At 64.3% G+C, this 19,269-nt stretch carries 19 protein-coding genes; 11 read left to right on the top strand and 8 right to left on the bottom strand.

The genetic code is table 11. From position 1 onward, the window contains the following. Window positions 1–11: 11 nt before the first annotated feature. Window positions 12–920, bottom strand: coding sequence for a LysR family transcriptional regulator (locus GJ699_RS19745; RefSeq protein ID WP_154379417.1), 909 nt, complete (start codon window positions 918–920; stop codon window positions 12–14). A 106-nt stretch (window positions 921–1,026) separates the two neighbouring features. Here GJ699_RS19745 and GJ699_RS19740 point away from each other — a divergent pair, with 106 nt between their 5' ends. From GJ699_RS19740 to GJ699_RS19730, 3 genes are all read left to right on the top strand, one after another. Next, entirely contained in the window at window positions 1,027–2,208 is a 1,182-nt protein-coding gene (locus GJ699_RS19740; protein ID WP_371867605.1) for a M20 aminoacylase family protein, read from the top strand. Between the two features lie 82 nt (window positions 2,209–2,290). Next, a complete protein-coding gene (locus tag GJ699_RS19735; protein WP_371867600.1) occupies window positions 2,291–3,499 on the top strand; it encodes a porin in 1,209 nt (402 codons plus the stop codon). Window positions 3,500–3,518: 19 nt separating this feature from the next. Then, window positions 3,519–4,880, top strand: coding sequence for an MFS transporter (locus GJ699_RS19730; protein WP_229262187.1), 1,362 nt, complete (start codon window positions 3,519–3,521; stop codon window positions 4,878–4,880). 9 nt (window positions 4,881–4,889) lie between these two features. On the opposite strand, the gene GJ699_RS19725 is transcribed toward GJ699_RS19730, so the two are convergent. Further along, the gene (locus GJ699_RS19725) at window positions 4,890–6,188 is read right to left on the bottom strand and encodes a M20/M25/M40 family metallo-hydrolase (RefSeq protein ID WP_154379413.1); all 1,299 of its coding nucleotides are present in this window, start codon (window positions 6,186–6,188) and stop codon (window positions 4,890–4,892) included. Between the two features lie 39 nt (window positions 6,189–6,227). After that, on the bottom strand, window positions 6,228–6,650 hold the full coding sequence (locus GJ699_RS19720) for a PACE efflux transporter (RefSeq protein WP_154379411.1): 423 nt from the start codon (window positions 6,648–6,650) through the stop codon (window positions 6,228–6,230). Window positions 6,651–6,748: 98 nt separating this feature from the next. Here GJ699_RS19720 and GJ699_RS19715 point away from each other — a divergent pair, with 98 nt between their 5' ends. Beyond that, window positions 6,749–7,648 (top strand): LysR family transcriptional regulator, encoded by a 900-nt coding sequence (locus GJ699_RS19715; protein WP_154379409.1) that lies wholly within the window; start codon window positions 6,749–6,751, stop codon window positions 7,646–7,648. 13 nt (window positions 7,649–7,661) lie between these two features. On the opposite strand, the gene GJ699_RS19710 is transcribed toward GJ699_RS19715, so the two are convergent. The 4 genes from GJ699_RS19710 to GJ699_RS19695 all read right to left on the bottom strand — a co-directional run bounded on the left by GJ699_RS19710 (window position 7,662) and on the right by GJ699_RS19695 (window position 10,088). Further along, window positions 7,662–8,174, bottom strand: coding sequence for a GNAT family N-acetyltransferase (locus tag GJ699_RS19710; protein WP_154379407.1), 513 nt, complete (start codon window positions 8,172–8,174; stop codon window positions 7,662–7,664). After that, the gene (locus tag GJ699_RS19705) at window positions 8,171–9,115 is read right to left on the bottom strand and encodes an alpha/beta fold hydrolase (RefSeq protein WP_154379405.1); all 945 of its coding nucleotides are present in this window, start codon (window positions 9,113–9,115) and stop codon (window positions 8,171–8,173) included. The genes GJ699_RS19710 and GJ699_RS19705 overlap by 4 nt, the downstream gene beginning before the upstream one ends. 2 nt (window positions 9,116–9,117) lie before the next feature. Next, window positions 9,118–9,300 (bottom strand): hypothetical protein, encoded by a 183-nt coding sequence (locus GJ699_RS19700; protein WP_154379403.1) that lies wholly within the window; start codon window positions 9,298–9,300, stop codon window positions 9,118–9,120. A gap of 74 nt (window positions 9,301–9,374) precedes the next feature. Beyond that, window positions 9,375–10,088 carry a TetR/AcrR family transcriptional regulator gene (locus GJ699_RS19695; protein ID WP_229262186.1) on the bottom strand — a complete coding sequence of 238 codons (714 nt, stop codon included), beginning with the start codon at window positions 10,086–10,088 and terminating at the stop codon, window positions 9,375–9,377. Between the two features lie 129 nt (window positions 10,089–10,217). Between GJ699_RS19695 and GJ699_RS19690 the strand changes: the two genes are divergently transcribed. Genes GJ699_RS19690 through GJ699_RS19680 form a run of 3 tightly spaced genes read left to right on the top strand, consistent with a single transcriptional unit; the run spans window position 10,218 to window position 14,471 of the window. Then, the gene (locus tag GJ699_RS19690) at window positions 10,218–11,333 is read left to right on the top strand and encodes an HlyD family secretion protein (RefSeq protein WP_154379401.1); all 1,116 of its coding nucleotides are present in this window, start codon (window positions 10,218–10,220) and stop codon (window positions 11,331–11,333) included. Window positions 11,334–11,347: 14 nt separating this feature from the next. Further along, the gene (locus GJ699_RS19685) at window positions 11,348–12,973 is read left to right on the top strand and encodes a DHA2 family efflux MFS transporter permease subunit (RefSeq protein WP_154379399.1); all 1,626 of its coding nucleotides are present in this window, start codon (window positions 11,348–11,350) and stop codon (window positions 12,971–12,973) included. A 22-nt stretch (window positions 12,974–12,995) separates the two neighbouring features. Continuing rightward, on the top strand, window positions 12,996–14,471 hold the full coding sequence (locus GJ699_RS19680; protein WP_154379397.1) for an efflux transporter outer membrane subunit: 1,476 nt from the start codon (window positions 12,996–12,998) through the stop codon (window positions 14,469–14,471). Window positions 14,472–14,482: 11 nt separating this feature from the next. Here the strand turns inward: GJ699_RS19680 and GJ699_RS19675 are convergent, their stop codons facing one another. Beyond that, on the bottom strand, window positions 14,483–15,394 hold the full coding sequence (locus GJ699_RS19675; RefSeq protein ID WP_154379395.1) for a LysR family transcriptional regulator: 912 nt from the start codon (window positions 15,392–15,394) through the stop codon (window positions 14,483–14,485). 96 nt (window positions 15,395–15,490) lie between these two features. On the opposite strand from GJ699_RS19675, the gene GJ699_RS19670 reads away from it, so the two are divergent. The 4 genes from GJ699_RS19670 to GJ699_RS19655 all read left to right on the top strand — a co-directional run bounded on the left by GJ699_RS19670 (window position 15,491) and on the right by GJ699_RS19655 (window position 19,233). After that, window positions 15,491–16,090 carry a short chain dehydrogenase gene (locus GJ699_RS19670; protein ID WP_154379393.1) on the top strand — a complete coding sequence of 200 codons (600 nt, stop codon included), beginning with the start codon at window positions 15,491–15,493 and terminating at the stop codon, window positions 16,088–16,090. 233 nt (window positions 16,091–16,323) lie between these two features. Further along, window positions 16,324–16,740 carry a hypothetical protein gene (locus GJ699_RS19665; protein WP_154379391.1) on the top strand — a complete coding sequence of 139 codons (417 nt, stop codon included), beginning with the start codon at window positions 16,324–16,326 and terminating at the stop codon, window positions 16,738–16,740. Between the two features lie 43 nt (window positions 16,741–16,783). Next, window positions 16,784–18,484, top strand: coding sequence for a dipeptidyl-peptidase 3 family protein (locus GJ699_RS19660; RefSeq protein ID WP_154379389.1), 1,701 nt, complete (start codon window positions 16,784–16,786; stop codon window positions 18,482–18,484). 80 nt (window positions 18,485–18,564) lie between these two features. Further along, entirely contained in the window at window positions 18,565–19,233 is a 669-nt protein-coding gene (locus GJ699_RS19655; protein ID WP_195763593.1) for a hypothetical protein, read from the top strand. Window positions 19,234–19,269 lie beyond the last annotated feature (36 nt).

Raw genomic sequence — 19,269 nt, 5'->3', positions numbered from 1 at the left:
CGCGAGTCTGCTCAGGCCAATCGCCGCTGCTCGTCAGCGGCGATTTGCTTTATGCAGCTGATGAAATATTCGGCGGGTCGGGTCAGCTGGCCGTCCTCCCGCATCATCAGGTTGAGCTTGAGGTCGGGCAGCGGTTCGTCCAGCGTCAACGCCTGGAACTGGCGGTTGACGATGGGCGCTTCCAGCGATAGCCGCGACCAGAAAATCACCACGTCGGTCAGCATCGACAGGCTGTAGAACAAGGCCTGCGAGGTGCAGCGGGTGATGCGCTTCGGCGGGCGCAGGTCGTGACGCCGGAAGATGTCGCTGATGAACAGGCCGAAGTGGCCGGTGATGTCGGTGTGCAGCCATTCCACATCCTGCAGCTCGGCGAAGCTGCGCGCGGTGGCGTAGGGACTGTCGCGCCGCACCGCGAACGAGGTCGGCAGCGAGATCAGTTCGGTGTTGCTGTTCAGCCGGTTCAGCCGTTCCTCCGGCAGCGCGCCGACGGCGAAGTCCAGCATGCCGTTTTTCAGATTGTCATACAGCTGGTCCGAGGTGAACTCGAAGAAATTCAGTTCGATCTCAGGCCACGCTTCCCTAAACAGCGCGAACGCTTTCGGCACCACGGTCAGGCCGGCCAGCGGTGTCACGCCGATGGTCAGGCGGCCGCCGGCGCTGCCTTTCAGGGCCTGGATGTCTTCCTGCGCCCGTTCCAGCTCGCGCACGATCATGCGTGCGCGGCCCAGCAGCATTTTGCCCTCATGCGTCAGCGTCACGCCGCGCGACTGCCGCACCAGCAGGGTTAAACCAATTTCATTTTCCAGATCGCGGATCGCTTTGGTGATGGCGGGCTGGGTTAAAAACAACGCTCGCGCGGCGGCCCGGATGCTGCCGTTGTCCGCCACCGCCACCAGGGCGCGCAGTTGGTAATGCTTCATTTTGGCCCGTCTAGTGATAACCAATGGTTATCGCGATAAATATTCGTGTGTTTTTATTTTGCAGCAGATTGACCAGAATGCCAACCATTACGTCATTCTGGAGTTCATCTTGCAGCCGCAAACCGCCCTTATTCCCGCCATCGAGCAAAACATCGACGCTTTCAAGGCGATCCGCCAGCGCATCCACGCCCATCCGGAAATCGGCTTTGAGGAAGTCGCCACCAGCGCGCTGGTGGCCGAGATGCTGAAGGAGTGGGGCTATGAGGTCAGCGCCGGCATCGGCGGCACCGGCGTGGTCGGCCAGCTGCGCGTGGGCGACGGCGAGAAGCGCATCGGCATCCGCGCCGACATGGACGCGCTGCCGATTCACGAAGAAACCGGCCTGCCATACGCCAGCACCATCGACGGCAAAATGCACGCCTGTGGCCACGACGGCCACACCGCCACGCTGCTGGCCGCCGCCAAATACCTGGCCGAGAGCCGCAACTTCAACGGCACCCTGAACTTGATCTTCCAGCCGGCCGAGGAAGGGCTGGGCGGCGCCGCCCGCATGATCGAGGAAGGCCTGTTCCAGCGCTTCCCGTGCGACGCCGTCTACGCGCTGCATAACGCGCCGGGCGTCGGCGTTGGCATGTTCGCGCTGAAGAGTGGCGCGATGGCGGCATCGTCGGACACCGTCACCATCACCGTGCGCGGCCAGGGGGGGCACGGCGCCATGCCGCATCTGGCGCAAGACCCGGTGGTGGCCGCCGCCAGCATGGTGATGGCGCTGCAAAGCATCGTCTCGCGCAATATCGCCGCCAATGAAACCGCCGTGATCACGGTCGGCTCGATCCAGGCCGGCAAGGCGCACAACGTGATTCCGGACAGCGCGGTGCTGAAGCTGACCGTGCGCACCCTGAATCCGGGCGTGCAGAAGCAGGTCGAGGAGCGCCTGCGCCTGATCGCAAAGGGCCAGGCCGAGAGCTTTGGCGTGAGCGCCGAAGTGGAGTGGCAGCCGATCTCGCGGGTGGTGGTCAACGCCGAGCAGGAAACCGCCTTTGCGCGCAAGGTGCTGCAGGACATGGTTGGCCCGCAGCGGGTGATCACCATGCCGGAAGGCCTGCTGGGCAGCGAAGACTTTTCGTGGATGCTGGAGCAGGTTCCGGGCTGCTATGTCCTGCTGGGTAACGGCGTGGGGCAGAAGGGCGGCTGCATGATCCACAACCCTGGCTATGACTTCAATGACGAAGCCATGGTGTTCGGCGCCAGCTACTGGGGCAATCTGGTGGAGCGCTATCTGGCATAAACCATTAAAAAAGACGCGCCGCCCACGGCGCGCGGCAGTTCGGCAGCATTCTTTCATTCAAAGTAATCGGGAGCAGTTGAGCATGAAGCAGAAAAACAAAGTTGTACTGGTAATGGCTGTGGCAATGGGGACTTCAAGCACAGCCGCGATGGCGCAGAACTCTTATTTGTGGAGTCGTCTGCAATCGCTGCCGGAGTACAGCGGCGCCTCGGGCGCCACCGGCGTGTCGGTGTATGGCACGCTGGATGAGGGCATCAATTACATCAAGTCGGACAACGGTCCGGTGAAAACGCAGGTGATGAGCGGCGGTGAGTACAGCTCCAAGCTCGGTATCTACGGCAGCGAGGATCTGGGCGGTGGCCTGAAGCTGGAATTCAATCTGGAGTCGGGCTTCCAGGCCGATACCGGCACCCAGCAGGATACCAATCTGTTCAACCGCGCGTCGTGGGTCGGCCTGAAGTCGCGCGAGCTGGGCACGCTGCGCTTTGGTAATCAGCTGGCGGCGTCGCTGCCGCTGTTTGTTGACGTCTTCGGCGTGGTCAATACCAACTCGGTGTTCACCTGGGTTGGCGCGGCGGCGGTGCAGACCTCCAAGGGCGTTGGCTACAACAGCGATCTGGGCGCCGGCGCCACCACGCTGCTGACGCGGGTGCCGAAGTCGGTGATGTATCAGACGCCGCGCATGGCCGGCTTGTCCGGGCAGTTCATGTACGCCTCCAACAGCACCACCGGCACTGGCGTGCCGCGCGCGTCGAATCAGGGCGGCGTGGTGTCGTACGAGAGCTATCCGTTCTATCTGGCGGCCAGCTACAACCAGGTGTGGAGCGGCGCGGTGACGCTGACCACCGGCGCCACGCCGATCTACGTGCGCAACGACATTCCGGGTCTGGCCGTGGTGTATGACCATGGTGATCTGGTGCTGTCCACGTCCTACATGATGATGGTGCCCAAGCTGGAGCAGGATGGCCTGGCCCGCATCGCCACGCTGGGCGCCATTCTGCCGCGCGGCCGCCATACCTGGCGCATGTCGGTGGTGCACCGCGATACTTCGGGCGTGCGCAATACCGCCGGCACGGAAGTCGCGTCGTCGGCGCTGGGCGTCATGCTGGGCTACGACTACGACCTGTCCAAGCGCACCTCGCTGTACGCGCGGGTTGGCACGGTGCGCAACTTCGGCGCTTCGACCATCGTCTTCAACAGCAATGCGCTGCCGCTGCAATCGGGCAGCGCCAACCCGCAGCTTGGCATCGAAACCCGCTCGCTCACGCTGGGCATGTATCACCACTTCTAATTGAATCGGAGTTCTTAATATGGCTAACTACAACGGCGCCATGAGCGGCAATTGGCACCGTTCGGCGCCACCATCGGTATCATTGCGCTCCATGGACAACGTAGAGAACAATTCGCAAGCGCTGTCGGCGCTGTACCGCAAGATCAGCTGGCGGCTGCTGCCGCTGCTGATGCTGGCGTATCTGGTGTCGTATCTGGACCGCGTCAACATCGGCTACGCCAAGCTGCAGATGCTGACCGCGCTGCAGTTCAGCGATGCCGTGTATGGCATGGGCGCCGGCATTTTCTTCGTCGGTTACTTCCTGTGCGAAGTGCCGAGCAATCTGCTGCTGGAGAAGATCGGCGCGCGCAAGACCATGTTGCGCATCATGGTGCTGTGGGGCGCGGTGGCGGCGGGCATGATGCTGGTGAAGACGCCAGCGCAGTTCTACATCATGCGCTTCCTGCTGGGCGTATTCGAAGCTGGCTTCTTCCCCGGCGTGGTGCTGTATCTGACCTACTGGTTCCCGGCCGCGCGGCGCGGCAAGGTGCTGGCGCTGTTCATGACCTCCACCATCGCGGCCAGTCTGGTCGCCGGGCCGCTGTGCGGCGCCATCCTGCAATACCTGGATGGATGGCGCGGACTGGCCGGCTGGCAGTGGATGTTCGTGCTGCAGGGCGTGCCGGCGCTGCTGCTGGGGGTGGTGCTGTTCCTGCGTCTGGACGACCAGCCGGAGCAGGCGCGCTGGCTCAGCGAGGCGGAACGCGAACTGCTGCGCGCCGACCTGGCGCAGGGCGCGCCGGCGGCGCCGCCGCCCAAGGTCAGCCTGCTGGCCATGTTGCGCTCGCGCGTGATCTATGGCTACGCCATGGTCAACTTCCTGATGATAGGCGCGACCTACGCGCTGGTGTTCTGGGTGCCGTCGCTGATTCGTTCCTGGGGCGTGCAGGACGCGTTGCTGATTGGCTTGTATGCGGCGCTGCCTAATCTGGTCGGCATGATTGGCATGCTGCTGATGGCGCGTCACTCGGACAAGCATGGCGAGCGGCGCTGGCATTACGCCGCCAGCGTCGGCATCGCGCTGGCCGGGATCGCGCTGACGATCGCGGCGCAGGGCGTGCTGCTGCCGTCGCTGATCGGCATGTGCATCGCCACGGTGGGGGTGGCCTCGACCACGCCGTTGTTCATCACGTTTACCACCGAGGCCTTGCCGCGCCATCTGCAGGCGGCGGGCATTGGCATGATCACCAGCATCGGCATCCTGGGCGGCGGCGCCAGTTCGGCCATCACCGGGGTGTTGACGCACCACGGCGGGCCAAACGCCATCCTGGCCTTCGTGATGCTGCTGTTTGCGCTGTCGGCGGCGCTGTTGCTGCTGGTGTCGCGCCGTCGCGCCGATTAACGCGTCAAACTAACGCGTCAAACGGTACAGCAGGATCGCGGTGCGGATGGTGGCGCGTTCGATCGAGGCGATTTCCAGGTCCTCGTCGGGCGAGTGGGCGCCGTTGCCGGTGGCGCCCAGGCCGTCCAGGCTGTCCAGCAGCGGCGCCACGAACTGCACGTCGCCGGCGCCGCGCTGGCCCGGCGGCAGGGCCGGGATCTCGCCCAGGCCGGCGTCGGCGCTGGCTTGCGAGTAGACCTTCAAGACGGCCAGGTTGCCGGCGGTCGGCGACATCGGCGGATAGGCGTCGTGGAAGACGATGCTGGCGCTGGTGCCGGGCAGGTTCTGGGCGACGATGGCCTGCATCTTGGCGTGGGCGCGGTCGCGCTGTTCGTTGCTGAGGTAACGCAGGTCGCCTTCCACTGTCGCTGTGCGCGAGATGACATTGGTCTTGCCGGCCGCCTGGCCGGTGGTGCCCAGCGCGTTGGTGGTGGCGTCGGTGCCGCCGACGATCAGGCCGGGGCTGAAGGTCAGGTCCGGCTCGATCACCTGCTGGCGGAAGGCGTCGACGATGCGCGCCGCTTCATAGATGGCGCCATAGCCGGCGCCTTCGGTGAAGATGCCGCTGGAGTGGCCTTGCTTGCCCGTCACCTTGAGTTCCCACGACGACGAGGCACGGCGGCCGATGGTGCCGGTGTCCTTGCCATTTTTGTCGCGCACCGTGGCCTCGAAAGCGAGCGCGATGTCGCTGCGCTTGGCGGCGTTGACCATGTCGGCGCGCGACACCGCGATCGGCTCGCCGGCGTTCTCCTCGTCGCCGCTGAACACCACGCTGATGCTGGTGTTCTCCAGCGCGCCCACGCGCTGCAAGGCGCGCAGCGCTTCGATGATGATGACGTCGCCGCCCTTCATGTCATTGACGCCCTGGCCGCGCACGCGGTCGCCGTTGCGCTGCCACAGTTGCACCGGGCTGTCTTTTTCAAACACCGTGTCCAGATGGCCGATCAGCAGCAGGCGCTTGCCCTGCTTGCCCTCGCGGCTGGCGATCAGGTGGCCGGCGCGCTGCATCGCCGGCGGCATCTCGGACCAGCGGGTGGCAAAGCCGAGCTGCGCGAACTGCTCGCCAAACAGCTTGCCGACCGCGCGCACGCCGTCGTGGTTCATGGTGCCGCTGTTGATGTTCACCGAACGCTCCAGCAATTGCAGGCCCTGCGGCGCATGCGCCTTGACCTCGGCGACGATTTTCTGCTCGATCGGCGACAAGCCCTCGGCCTGCGCTGCACCCCACAGCAACGCCAGTACTGCAAACGCGAACGGTTTCAACTTCATGCGACATTCTCCGGTGGATGGTATGCCGTCGATTGTAGCTCAGCCCCGCGCGGAAGCGGGCAGGCCGAAGATGCGGTCGAAGCCGAGGCTGAACAGGTAGGTGTAGACCATGAAGAACAGCAGCAGGCCCAGGTCCAGCAGCAGCGCTTGCCACAGCGAGATGGCGAGCCACCACGCGAACAGCGGCACCAGCAGCAGCACCAGGCCGCCCTCGAAGCCGATGGCGTGGGCGGCGCGGCGCTTCCAGTTGCGGCCGCGCGTGCTCTGGCGCGCTTCCCACGCTTCAAACGCGTGGTTGAACACCAGGTTCCACAGGAAGGCGATGGTTGACGAGGCCACGGCGGCGACGCCGGCATGGCCGGCATCGTGGCCGGCGCCGAACATCAGCAGGCTGCTGGTCAGGCCGACGGCGATCAGTTCGAACAGGGTGGCATAGACGATTTTGCGTTTCAGGCCTTGCATGGTGATTCCTTGGTTGCGACAGACAAGCTCGCATCATATGCATGGTTGGCTGATCGAAAAAGTCAGCAGCTGTCAGTTTTTCTGATAACCTGACTGGTATGGCTTTCTCTTCCGACAATGTAGCGATCTTTCTGGCGGTGCTGGACCACGGCTCCTTCTCGGCGGCGGCGCGGGCGCTGGGGCGGGTGCCGTCGGCGGTCAGCATGGCGGTCGCCAATCTGGAGGCGGAACTGGGCCTGACGCTGTTCGAGCGCAGTCCGCGCGAGGTGCGGCCGACCGAATCGGCGCGCGCGCTGGAGCCGGAGGCGCGCCAGCTGGCCGGCCAGCTAAGGCGGCTGCAGGCGCACGCGCTGTCGCTGCATCAGGGGCTGGAGCGGCGGCTGACCTTGGCGATCGCGCCCGAGCTGCTGTCGGCGCCGTGGGCCGAGCCGCTGGCGCGGCTGGCGCAGGAATTCCCGGCGCTGGAGGTGGAGGTGGTGTCGGCGCCGCAGGACGACGCGTTGCGCCTGCTGCACGAGGGCGCGGCGCAACTGGCGCTGATCTACGAGCGCACCCGCGTCGACGACCGCGAGCGTTTTCAGGAGCTGGGCAGCGAAGTGCTGCTGGCGGTGATCTCGCCGCGCCATCCGCTGGCGCTGGAACGCAACGGCAGCTTGCGGCTGGAGGATCTGGTCGACCTGCGGCAGGTGGCCATCGTCAGCCGCGAGGTGGCCGAAGCCGATCAGCGCGTGCTGATCTCGCGCAAGCTGTGGCGCACCGACAGCCATCTGGCCACGCTGGGACTGGTGCGCGCCGGGTTGGGCTGGGCCTATTTGCCGCGCCGGCTGGCGCAACCGCTGCTCGACAGCGGCGAACTGCTGCGCATCGCCTTCGCCAACATGAGCAACGAGCTGCGGCTGTGGGTGGATGTGGTGTGGCTGAACGACCGTCCGCTCGGCCTCGGCGCCAAACGGCTGATCGCGCTGATGCAGGATATCGCCGGGCTGGAGGCGCGTTGAGCGTGGCGCTGATTCAGAGGTGGCACTGGTACAGGTGCGAGCTGCGCTCGACGCCATGCACCGCCACCACTTCCGGCGCCGCCAGCGAGTCGCGCGTGAAGCCGCACTTGTCCATCACGCGCTTGGAGCCCAGGTTCTGGTCGGTGATCCAGGCGTTGAGGATGCGCAGCCCGTACACGCTGCGCGCCACTTCCTGCAGATAGGCCACGGCGTGGCTGGCCAGCCCCTGGCGCGCCTGATCGCGGGCGATGCGGTAGCCGATTTCGGCGCTGCCGCCGGCGCGGTCGATGCGGCGCAGGTTGGCGCGGCCGATGATGGTGGCGCCATCGTCGCTGGTCAGCACGCACGGATGCATGTCGCCGGCCGCGTGCTGGCTCAGGTAGTCGGCGATGTGGGCGGCGACGCCGTCAGCTGCATAAAACGATGGGCTACGCGCCACCACATGCTGTTCGAACCAGCCGCGGTTGGCGCTTTCGAACGCCAGCAGGCGTTCGGCGTCATCGGTTTGCAGGAGCCGGATTTTCATGGGTGGGCGGCGAGGTAGGCCAATACACGTTGGTTGAACACGGCCGGCTGTTCCATCTGCGGCAGGTGGCCGGCCTGGTCGATCTCAGTGTACTCCAAAGCCGGTATCGCCTTGCGGATATTGGCCGCCTGCGCCACCGGGATGGTCGGGTCCTGCTTGCCCCACACCAGGTGCACCGGGGTGCCGGCGCGCGCGATCGGGCCGTAGATGGCGGCGAAGTTTTCATGCGACAGGTTGACGCGCGAGCGGTACAGCGCGCGGCCAAAGCCGTGGTATTGCATCTGCGGGCGATAACGCTCGGCCCAGCCGGGGAATTGCTCGGGATGCAGGAAGTCGCTGCTCTGGTTGTCCGCCATGCCCGGCACCGCGCCGGTCTGGAACAAATACGGTCCGAGCAGCGGCAGCCGCAATTGCCAGCTGACGGTGGGCGCGGTGTTGGATGGATCGACCAGCGTCAGCGTGCGCACCCGTTCCGGATGGGTGGAGGTGTAATGCGCCGTCACATAGCCGCCGAAGGACAGGCCGAACAGGTCGATCTTGCCGTCCACTTTGAGCGCCTTCAGCAGGTCGTCCAGCTGGCGGTCGTAGAACACGCTGTCGTAGGACGCGTCCGGGCGGTCGGACAGGCCGCGGCCATACAGGTCGTAGCGGATCACGCGGTAGCCGGCGTCGCGCAGCGCGGCAAAGGTGGGATCCCAGATGTAGGACGGCACCGAGAAGCCATGCACCAGCACCGCGACACGGCCATTGGCCGGGCCGGCCGCCTCGTAATAGGTGACGCCGTCGCTGAGCGTGGCGAACTGGCCGGGTGCGCCGGCGCGGCTGCGCACGGCGTCGGTCAGGGCCAGTTTTTCGGGATTACGTTGTTGATAGTAGCTGGCGGCGCCGGCCCCCGCCAGCGCGATCACCAGGGCCAGCACGGCCGAGCGCAGCGCCTTCATGCTCAGTTGACGGTAAAGCGGGCCGGAATCTCGATGCCGCCGCTGCGCGCCGCCTCGGCGTAGGCTTGCAGCTCGGCGATCACGGCGTCCAGCTGTTCCTGGCCCGGATTGGTCTGAAAGTGTTTGATGCGCTCGTTCATGAGCGTGATGTGTTTGCTCCAGTCGAGACGATTGCTTTTGCTCATAGCGGATGACTGCTCTGATTTGTAAAAAATCAGTATAGATCAATTAGCAAATTTTGGGCGTGTTTTAACCGGGCTTAACGTTTAACGCCGCGCAGAAACAAATCCACCCCTTCGGCGGCACGCCGCCGCAGCTCGTCCTTGGGCACCATGGCGTCGCTGGGGAACAGCAGGCGCGACATCTGGTCGCCCATCAGGCAGTTCAGCAGGAACACCGGCAGCGTGTCCGGCCGCACTTCGGCGCGCAACTGGGCGCGGATGTCGGCGCGGGCGAAGAAGCGGTTTAGCTCTTCGCGCGTGCGCAGCGGCCCGGCCTCGAAGAAGGCGGCGGCAAGTTCCGGCGTGGTTTTGGCCTCGGCCACCACCATGCGGTGCAGGCTGCAGAAGGTCGGCAGCGAGATCAGCTCGAGGAAGCGCAGCGCGAAGTCGCCCAGGATGTCTTCCATTGGGCGCGGATCGGTTGCCATGTCGGCGGCGCCCGCCAGATAGCTGGCGCGGCCGTCGGAAATGATGGCGTTCAGCAGCCCGACCTTGCCGCCAAACTTGACGTAGATGGTGCGCACCGCCACGTGGGCTTCGCGCGCGATCATCTCCAGGCTGACCTTGCTATAGCCTTTTTCCAGGAACAGCTGGCCGGCGGTGTGCAGCAGGGCGGCGCGGCGGGCCGCCTTGTCGGCGGCGCGCGGGCGGCCGGCGGCCTTGCCAAAGCAGGGCGAGTCGGGCGCGTAATTGCCTTCCGGGCAATCTTGCTCGTCCAGCTCGGTGGCGTCAGTCAGGTCAGAGGTCATCATGGCGGCTGAATAATAACGAATGCCGTCATGCTAGTCCAAACAAAAATGAAATGCAACCGTTTCATTTCTTGACTTTGCGTGTAAACCCGCCATAATGCTCCTATCTCATTTCATTTCTGGAGCCAATTCATGTCCACCCAAGAACAAAAACTCAGTGCCGTGCCGCCCGCTCCAGCCGCTCCCGCCACCGCGCCGGCCGCGCCGGCTACGCCACCGAACCGCCGCGTGCTGGTGGTCGCCGCTGTGCTCGCGCTGGTCGCGGTCGGCATCGGTGGCCGCATGTGGTACCGCAGCCATTACTATGTCGAGACCGAGAATGCCTATGTGGCCGGTCACGTGCACCCGGTGTCGAGCCGCATCGCCGGCACCGTCACCAAGGTGCTGATCGACGATAACCAACTGGTCAAGGAAGGCGATGTGATCGCCGAGCTGGATCCGTTCGATCAGGGCGTCAAAGTGGAGCAGATTCAGGCCCAGATCGCCTCGGCCCAGCAGCAGGTGGCGCAGGCCGACGCCCAGATCGCGCAGGTGCAGGCCCAGGCCAGCGCCGCCGCCGCCCAGGTGGCGCAGTCGGACGCGCAACTGGTGCGTGCCAAGCAGGACGCCGAGCGTTACGGTCAGCTGTACAACAACCAGATGAAGGCGGTGTCGAAAGCCGAACTGGACGCCGCCGTCGCCACCCGCGCCAGCGCGGTCGCCGATCTGGCCGCGCGCAAGGACAGCGCCGCCGCCGCCAAGGCGCAAATCGCCTCCGCCAAGTCGGCGCGCGATGTGCTGAACGCGCAGGTCGCGGTGCTGCAGGTGCAGCTGAAGGACGCCAAGCAGCAACTGGGCTATAACAAGATCGTGGCGCCGGTGTCGGGCCGCATCGGCAAGCGCACCATCGAGGTGGGCCAGCGCGTGAACGCCGGCCAGCAGCTGACCGCGATCGTGCAGGAAAACGTCTGGCTGACCGCCAACTTCAAAGAGACCCAGCTGGCCGAGATGAAGGTGGGTCAGGAAGTCAAGGTGACGGTGGATGCGTTGCCGGGCAAGGAATTGATCGGCAAGGTGGACAGCTTCGCGCCGGCCTCGGGCGCGCAGTTCTCGCTGCTGCCGCCGGATAACGCCACCGGTAACTTCACCAAGATCGTGCAGCGGGTGCCGGTCAAGGTCACCTTCAAGCCGGAAGACGTGAAAGCGTTGAGCGGCCGTCTGGTGCCGGGCATGTCGGCCGTGGCTGAAGTCGCGATCAATCAGAAATAATCAAGGAGCCTTCCATGGCTAGTACCACGATTGATACGCCGGGCGGCGGGGGCCAACACAGCCCTGCGTTTGTGCCGCCGGCGCCGAACGCGAAAGTGTCCGGCCGTACCTGGCTGGCGGTGGCCGCCGGCATGCTGGGCGCCTTCATGGCGGTGCTCGATATTCAGATCACCAACTCGTCGCTGAAAGACATCCTGGGCACGCTGTCGGCCACCCAGGAAGAGGGTTCGTGGGTCGCCACCGCCTATCTGGTGGCGGAGATTATCGTGATCCCGATGACCGGTCTGTTCGTGCGCGTGTTCAGCATGCGCGCCTACATGATGGGCACCACCGCGCTGTTCCTGTCGTTCTCCACGCTGTGCGGCTTCGCCTGGAATCTGCCAAGCATGATCGCGTTCCGCATGCTGCAGGGCTTTACCGGCGGCGCGCTGATCCCGATGGCGATGACGCTGGTGATGACCAAGCTGCCGGCCTCCAAGCGCGCCACCGGCATGGCCATCTTCGGCCTGACCGCGACCCTGGCGCCGTCGATGGGGCCGACCTTGGGCGGTTATCTGAGCGAGCTGTATGGCTGGCCGTCGATCTTTTACATCAACTGGGTGCCCGGCCTGCTGCTGATCGGCGGTATCGCGATTGGCCTGGACAAGGAACCGAAGAACCTGGGGCAGTTGTTCAACGCTGACTGGCTGGGCATCGGCTTCATGGCGCTCGGTCTGGGCAGCCTGACCGTGTTCCTGGAAGAGGGCAACAGCAAGGACTGGTTCGATTCATCCTTCATCAACACCTTTGCCGCGCTGGCGGTGGTGGGCTTGCTGGGCTGGGTGGTCAACAGCACTTTGAGCAAGCAGCCGTTTGTCAATCTGGGCTTGTACGGCAAGCGCAACTTCGCCGCCGCCACCGCGCTGTCGATGGCGATGGGCATGGGCCTGTATGGTTCGGCGTTTATCCTGCCGCTGTTCCTGGCGCAGATTCCCGGCTACTCGCCGATGCAGATCGGTGAGGTGATCATGTGGGCCGGTCTGCCGCAGCTGTTCATCATGCCGTTCGTGGCCCGGCTGTCGTCCAAGATCGATAACCGCATCCTGTGCACGTTTGGCCTGCTGCTGTTCGGCGGCTCCTGCCTGATGAACGCTTATATGGACGCCACCACCGGCTACGATCAGCTGCTGCTGTCGCAGATCGTGCGTGCGCTGGGCCAGCCGTTCGTGATGCTGACCTTGTCGAACTTCGCGATGAATGGCATCCAGCCGAAAGACATGCCGTCGGCATCGAGCCTGATCAACATGACCCGTAATCTGGGCGGTTCGATCGGCATCGCGCTGCTGGCCACCGCGCTGACTTCGCGCGAGCACTTCCACTCGGCGCGCATCGGCGAGTCGGTGACCAATTTCTCGCTGGCGACGCAGGAGCGTCTGAGCGCGATGACCTCGAACTTCCTGGGCCAGGGCTTCGACGCGGCCACCGCGTCGGACATGGCGCTGAAGGCGGTCGATGGCGTGGTGCGCCGCGAGGCGTATGTGATGGCCTACAACGACGGCTTCTTCCTGGTCGCGGTGGTGCTGTTCGCGTGCATCGGCGTGCTGTGGTTCTCGGACAAAGTCAAAGCTCCGTCGGGTGGCGGTGGCGGCGGCGCTCACTAACAATAATATTGAAGAGGTAATCATGTTGAACTCAGCTCTGAAGCGCTTGACGCTCGCTGTTTCTGTAACCCTGGCAGTCACTGGCTGCGCCACCGTCGGCACCGATTTCAAGGCGCCGGCCAACGTGGCTGACGCCTCGTTCCGCCATCTGCCGCAGGCCGGCGCCAGCCAGGCCAATCTGCCGGCGCAATGGTGGACCGTGTTTAACGACGCCCAGCTGAATCAGCTGGAAGAGACCGCGCTGCGCGACAATCCTAGCGTGAAAGCGGCCGCGCAGCGTCTGCTGCAGGCGCTGGAACAGGCCAACGTCTCGCGCGCCAATGAACGTCCGCAACTGAGCGTGGACGCCGGCATCTCCAACACCCGCAGCTCGGCGCAGACCGCGACCGGCCAGGCGCTGGGCGGTCATTCGATCAAGGGTAATAACTACTCGGTCGGCTCCAGCTTCTCGTACGAGATCGATTTGCTGGGCCGGGTGCGTCGTCTGGTCGAAGCGTCGGACGCGCAAGCGCTGGGCGCGGAAGCGGACCGCGATGGCGTGCTGCTGATGCTGTCGTCGCAACTGGCCACCACCTACTGGCAGCTGCGCGGCCTGGACGCGGAAATCGCGATCCTCAACGGCGCGCTGGATACCCGTCGCGAAACCGAGGAACTGGTGACCGCGCGCTTCGACGCCGGCCTGTCGAATGAACTGGACGTGTCGCGTGCTCGCATCGAGCGCGCCAACGCCCAGGCCGACCTGCACGAAGTGCAGCGTCAGCGCAACCTGCTGGAACACAGTCTGGCCACGCTGGTCGGTGCCTCGCCATCGTCGCTGCAGACGGCGGTGAAGACCGATGCCGCCACGCTGCCGCAGCCGCCGGCGATTCCGGTCGGCCTGCCGGCCAGCCTGCTGTCGCATCGTCCGGATTTGGCTGGCAGCGTGGCGTCGCTGCGTGCCGCCAACGCCCAGATCGGCGTGGCCGAAGGCGCGTTCTATCCTTCGTTCTCGCTGACCGGTAACTTTGGTTTCGCCTCGGAGAACCTGAGCAAGCTGACCCAGGGCGATGCCCGCCAGTTCAGCGTTGGTCCGCTGGCGCTGTCGCTGCCGATTTTCGACGGTGGCCGCAACAAGGCCAATCTGGCGATCGCCAAGTCGCGTTACGAGGAAGCGCTGGCCAATCACCAGACCAAGCTCTTGACCGCGCTGCGTGAAGTGGAAGACGCGCTGTCCGACGTACAGCAACGCCAGTTGCAGGGCGACGCGCAGAAAGCCTCGCAAGTGGCGGCGGCGCGCGGATATCTGGTGGCGCGGGCGCGCTACGAGCGTGGCGTGTCGACTTACCTCGACGTCACCGACGCTCAGCGCAGCGCGCTGGCGGCTGACCGCGCGGCGGTGCAGATCAACACTCAGCGTTTGCTGGCCGCCGTCTCGGTGGCACGCGCGCTGGGCGCCGGCTGGCAGCCATCGCCGCAACTGGCGCAGGTTGCGCAGAACGGCGCCGTCAAGGCGCAATAAGTCTGCTTCGTTTACGTTGAGGAGGCCAGCGGCCCATGTGCCGCTGGCCCAAGGCGTTCCAGAATAAAGTCCACGAAGGTGGTCAGCTTAGGTGTGGCGCGGCGGTCGCGCGGGTAAATCAGGTGCATCGCACGCGGCGCCGGCAGGCAGTTGCGCAGGATGGGCTTGAGGCGGCCGGCGGCGATGTCCTGCGCCAGCAGCACCTCGGCCTGCATCACGATGCCGAAGTCGCGCAGCGCGGCCATGCGCAAGGCCTGGCCGCTGCTGGCGCGGAAGCGGCTTTCCGCCAGCGGCTTCTTGCCGCGCACCGATTGCAGGCGCCAACTGACGCCGACATCTCCCACCATAAAATCCAGACACTCATGCCTGGCCAGATCGGCCGGCGTGCGCGGCGTGCCGTGCTTTTTCAGATAGCCGGGCGAGGCGCAAATCACCATTGCGTAGGGCCGCAGCGGGCGCGCGATCATGCTGGAATCTGCTGGCGCGCCGATGCGGATGGCGGCGTCGTAGCCTTCGTCCACCAGGTCCACCAGACGCTCGTTCAAATTCAGATCCACGCTGACTTCGGGATGCAGGCGCAGATAATCAGTCAGCGCGGGCGCCAGCCATTCGTTGCCGAACGAGGTGGGGGCGGTGATGCGCAAACGCCCTCGCGGCACGCTGCGCATCGCTTCGGCGCCGCGTTCGGCGGCATCGATCTGCGCCAGGATGGCGCGGCACTGTTCGACGTACTGGGCGCCGATCTCGGTCAGGCTTTGGCGGCGCGTAGTGCGCGTCAGCAGGCGTGCGCCCAGTGTGGCTTCCAGCTGGGCGATGTGCTTGCCCACCATGACCGGCGATATCGCGAAGCGCGCCGCCGCTGCCGTGAAATTGCCGGCATCGACCACGGCGACGAAGATTTCCATGCTGCGCAGCTTGTCCATGGATTGCTAACTTTGGGTTGGTAATGTTGTTCATGGTAGCTCATTTATTCCTTTGATGAAGCGGTGGATACTGATGTTTTCTTAACGGAGGTAGTCATGAAAGTGATCGTCATCGGCGCAACGGGCGCAGTGGGCAAGGCGGTGGTGGAGCAACTGGGCCAGCGTCACGAGGTGATAACGGCGGGCGGCGGCAGTGGTCAGCATCAGCTGGACTTCGCCGACATCGAACAGGTGCGCGGCTTGTTCGCCAAGGTTGGCAAGGTGGATGCGGTGGTGGTGACCGCCGGCCGGCTGCATTTCGCGCCGCTGGCCAGCTTCACGCCGGAGCAGTTCTACGTGGGGCTGAACAGCAAGTTGATGGGACAGGTAAATGTGGCGCTGGTGGCGCAGGAATACCTGAACGATGGCGGTTCGATCACGCTCACCAGCGGCATTGTGGCCGATGAGCCGATCCGCAACGGCGCCAGTGCCACCATGGTCAACGCCGCCATCGAAGGCTTTGTGCGCGGCGCGGCGATCGAGCTGGCGCGCGGCTTGCGCATCAACGTGGTCAGCCCGACGGTGCTGCAGGAATCGATGGCCAGTTACGGCCCGTTCTTCGTCGGCTTCGAGCCCATCGCCGCCAGCCGCGCAGCCCTGTCCTACGCCCGCAGCGTGGACGGCGCCCAGACCGGCCAGGTCTACCGCGCCTGGTGAGGGTATATACCCCCTCTATATTTTTTCGCGGTCTAAAAAGGCTAAAAAGGCTATTTCGCTAGATTTCGAACTAGTTCGTTAGATATCGGTCTAAAAAGAGAGCGCGCTTAGACAAAATAGACAAAATAGACCGAATAGTCTGAGCAACACCCTATTTTTAGAGCGTTTTCTACTGTTCTCTAACGAATTAGAGCGAAGTAGCCCAAATAGCCTTTTTAGACCGGGGAAAAAACATGGACCACCCTGTACCCATGGTTGAGCACTGGATCGCCACAACCAAGGCCGCGCCGTGCTTGTGGCTCGAATACGGTGAGTTTGACGCCAGCGAAGCCGGCGCGCCATCCACCGCGTTGCCGGAAGCAGCGTCATCGCCACCGCTCGTGTCCGGAGACGACGGAATCGCCACCAGCCGTGGCTACCAATGGAAACAGGTCTTCCTACCCAACGGCACGGAACTCCGTGTCGTCCACGGCGGCCGCTCTACCTATGCCAAAGTGGAAGACGAACAAATCATCAGCGATGGCACACCGACCACACCATCGCGGCTGGCCAATGTCAGGGGCTGTGGCACGCGCAACGCCTGGCGGACCATCTGGTTACGCTTCCCCGGCACCAGCCGCTGGCAGCAGGCCGACCAGTGCCGCCGTTGAGCGGGTGGATTACAATGTGGCCCTCACTCCACAAGAGGACCACATGAAAAAAATCCTGCTCCCGCTGGCGCTTGTCGTCGCCTGCGCCACCGCCTACGCTGCCCCTGCCGACGTGGCTGAACTCACCAAGATGAGCAAGCGTTACGCGCCGATCGCGCTGACCGCCGACACCAGCCAGCTGTCCGCCGGCGACAAGAAAGCCATCGCCAAACTGATCGAAGCCGCCAAGATCATCGACGTGCTGCAACTGCGTCAACGCTGGTCCGGCAACGAAGCGCTGTGGGCCGCGCTGCAAAAGGACACCAGCCCGCTGGGCAAGGCACGCCTCAATTACTTCTGGCTGAACAAAGGCCCATGGTCGATCCTGGACGACCATCAATCCTTCCTGCCAGCGGAACTCGCCGGCATCAAAGTGCCGAACAAGAAACCGGAAGGCGGCAACTTCTATCCGGAAGGCGCCACCAAGGCCGAACTGGAAACCTGGATGAACGCACTGCCGGCCATCGACAAGGAAGAGGCGCAGTGGTTCTTCACGGTGATCCGCAAGAACAAGGACGGCCTGTTCAGCACAGTGAAGTACTCGGAAGAATACAAGCCCGAGCTGGAGAAAGCGGCCGCGCTGCTGAAGCAGGCCGCCGCCGATACCGACAACGCCTCGCTGAAGAAATTCCTCGAACTGCGCGCCGAAGCCTTCCTCAGCAACGACTACCTGGCATCCGACTTCGCCTGGATGGATCTGGACGCGCCGGTCGACATCACCATCGGCCCGTACGAGACCTACAACGACGAACTGTTTGGCTACAAGGCCGCGTTTGAAGCTTACGTCAACATTCGCGACCAAAAGGAAACCCAGAAGCTGAACTTCTTCGCCAAGCATATGCAGGAGCTGGAAGACAATCTGCCGCTGGATGCGCAGTACCGCAATCCGAAAGTGGGCGCGCTGGCGCCGATGGTGGTGGTGAATCAAGTCTACGGCGCCGGCGATGGCAATATGGGCGTGCAGACCGCCGCCTACAACCTGCCCAACGATGAACGCATCATCAGCCAGCGCGGCTCCAAGCGCGTGATGCTGAAGAACGTGCAGCAGGCCAAATTCAAATCCACGCTGACGCCGATCGCCAAGCTGGTGCTGCGCCCGGCCGATCAGAAGGATCTGGATTTCGACTCCTTCTTCACCCACATCCTGGCGCATGAAATCACTCACGGCCTGGGCCCGCACATCACCCGCAACGGCGGCAAGGAATCGACCCCGCGCCAGGATCTGAAAGAGACCTATTCGACCATCGAGGAAGCCAAGGCCGACATCACCGGCCTGTACGCGCTGGCCTACATGATGGACAAGGGCCAGCTGAAAGGCACGCTGGGCGAGGGCGAGGCGGCCGAGCGCAAGCTGTACACCACCTTCCTGGCCTCCGGCTTCCGCACGCTGCACTTCGGCCTGACCGACTCGCACGCGCGCGGCATGGCGATCCAGATGAACTACATCCTGGACAAGGGCGGCTTCGTGTCGCATGGCGATGGCACTTTCTCGGTCGACTTCAGCAAGATCAAGCAGGCCGTGGCCGATCTGGACCGCGAATTCCTGACCATCGAAGCCACCGGCGACTACGCCCGCGCCAAGGACATGATGACCAAGTACGTGGTGATCCGCCCTGATGTGCAAAAGGCGCTGGACAAGATGAAGACGGTGCCGAACGACATCCGTCCTGAGTTCAAAACGGCAAACACCTTGTTGGCACGTTAACCATTCAGCTTTTTCTACGTAGTAATTTACCTGCCACCGGGCAATAATGATTGCCCGGTGCGTGCTACAGTTTGATCACCATGATCAAACGCGCCTTCCTTCCCCTGCTGCTGTTGACGTCTGGCCTGGCCTCCGCGGCCGACCTGACCGAGGCTGAAATCCGCTGGCTGACGGCCGGTTCCGCCGTGCTGGCCTATGCCAAGCAGGAGCTGAAGCTGCCGCTGGATATCACCGTGCAACCCCAAGCCAGCGCCACCGACGTGCCGTTGGCGCTGGGCTATCAAGATGGCCGCTGCAAGCTGGTGTTGTCGCTGCGCGGCAACCCCAAGGCGGAAGATATCTTGTCCACTGTACCCATCGCGCAACGCTCGCTGATGATCGAAGCCATGGTGGCGCATGAAGTCGGCCATTGCTGGCGCTATGCGCAGGGCGTGTGGCACGCGCTGCCGGCCGGCTTTGAAGAACGCCGCGAACCGAGCCGCGCCGCCGAGGAATTGCGCGACACCCGGCGCGAGGAGGGCTATGCCGACCTGGTGGCGCTGGCCTGGACCCAGCAGCGTCATCCCGAACAGTACGCCAGCGTGGCGGCCTGGATGCAACAGGTGCGCCAGCCATCGCCCGCCACCGGCAGCCACAGCACGCTGGCCTGGTTGCAACTGGCGCCGACCGGCGCCGCGTTCGCTGCCGGGGTGCCGGTGTTTGAGCAGGCTAACCTGCTGTGGCGTCAGGGGCTCGCGCGCGACCAGTAATCGATCTATGTACGTTTCCGCACGGAGCTGGCGGCC

Origin of the sequence: Duganella guangzhouensis, from assembly GCF_009674535.1 — a bacterium.
GTDB lineage: Bacteria > Pseudomonadota > Gammaproteobacteria > Burkholderiales > Burkholderiaceae_D > Rugamonas > Rugamonas guangzhouensis.
This window is presented reverse-complemented; position numbering and strand designations above follow the sequence as displayed.

Bases quoted from the DNA above. Each gene is read 5' to 3' on its own strand.
- GJ699_RS19705 (WP_154379405.1), bottom strand. From the start codon at position 9,115: ATGAAGGCGCTGCGCTCGGCCGTGCTGGCCCTGGTGATCGCGCTGGCG.
- GJ699_RS19655 (WP_195763593.1), top strand. From the start codon at position 18,565: ATGATCAAACGCGCCTTCCTTCCCCTGCTGCTGTTGACGTCTGGCCTG.
- GJ699_RS19735 (WP_371867600.1), top strand. From the start codon at position 2,291: ATGAAGCAGAAAAACAAAGTTGTACTGGTAATGGCTGTGGCAATGGGG.
- GJ699_RS19660 (WP_154379389.1), top strand. From the start codon at position 16,784: ATGAAAAAAATCCTGCTCCCGCTGGCGCTTGTCGTCGCCTGCGCCACC.
- GJ699_RS19690 (WP_154379401.1), top strand. From the start codon at position 10,218: ATGTCCACCCAAGAACAAAAACTCAGTGCCGTGCCGCCCGCTCCAGCC.
- GJ699_RS19700 (WP_154379403.1), bottom strand. From the start codon at position 9,300: ATGAGCAAAAGCAATCGTCTCGACTGGAGCAAACACATCACGCTCATG.
- GJ699_RS19710 (WP_154379407.1), bottom strand. From the start codon at position 8,174: ATGAAAATCCGGCTCCTGCAAACCGATGACGCCGAACGCCTGCTGGCG.
- GJ699_RS19725 (WP_154379413.1), bottom strand. From the start codon at position 6,188: ATGAAGTTGAAACCGTTCGCGTTTGCAGTACTGGCGTTGCTGTGGGGT.
- GJ699_RS19665 (WP_154379391.1), top strand. From the start codon at position 16,324: ATGGACCACCCTGTACCCATGGTTGAGCACTGGATCGCCACAACCAAG.
- GJ699_RS19675 (WP_154379395.1), bottom strand. From the start codon at position 15,394: ATGGACAAGCTGCGCAGCATGGAAATCTTCGTCGCCGTGGTCGATGCC.
- GJ699_RS19715 (WP_154379409.1), top strand. From the start codon at position 6,749: ATGGCTTTCTCTTCCGACAATGTAGCGATCTTTCTGGCGGTGCTGGAC.
- GJ699_RS19680 (WP_154379397.1), top strand. From the start codon at position 12,996: ATGTTGAACTCAGCTCTGAAGCGCTTGACGCTCGCTGTTTCTGTAACC.
- GJ699_RS19670 (WP_154379393.1), top strand. From the start codon at position 15,491: ATGAAAGTGATCGTCATCGGCGCAACGGGCGCAGTGGGCAAGGCGGTG.
- GJ699_RS19745 (WP_154379417.1), bottom strand. From the start codon at position 920: ATGAAGCATTACCAACTGCGCGCCCTGGTGGCGGTGGCGGACAACGGC.
- GJ699_RS19720 (WP_154379411.1), bottom strand. From the start codon at position 6,650: ATGCAAGGCCTGAAACGCAAAATCGTCTATGCCACCCTGTTCGAACTG.
- GJ699_RS19730 (WP_229262187.1), top strand. From the start codon at position 3,519: ATGGCTAACTACAACGGCGCCATGAGCGGCAATTGGCACCGTTCGGCG.
- GJ699_RS19695 (WP_229262186.1), bottom strand. From the start codon at position 10,088: ATGATGACCTCTGACCTGACTGACGCCACCGAGCTGGACGAGCAAGAT.
- GJ699_RS19685 (WP_154379399.1), top strand. From the start codon at position 11,348: ATGGCTAGTACCACGATTGATACGCCGGGCGGCGGGGGCCAACACAGC.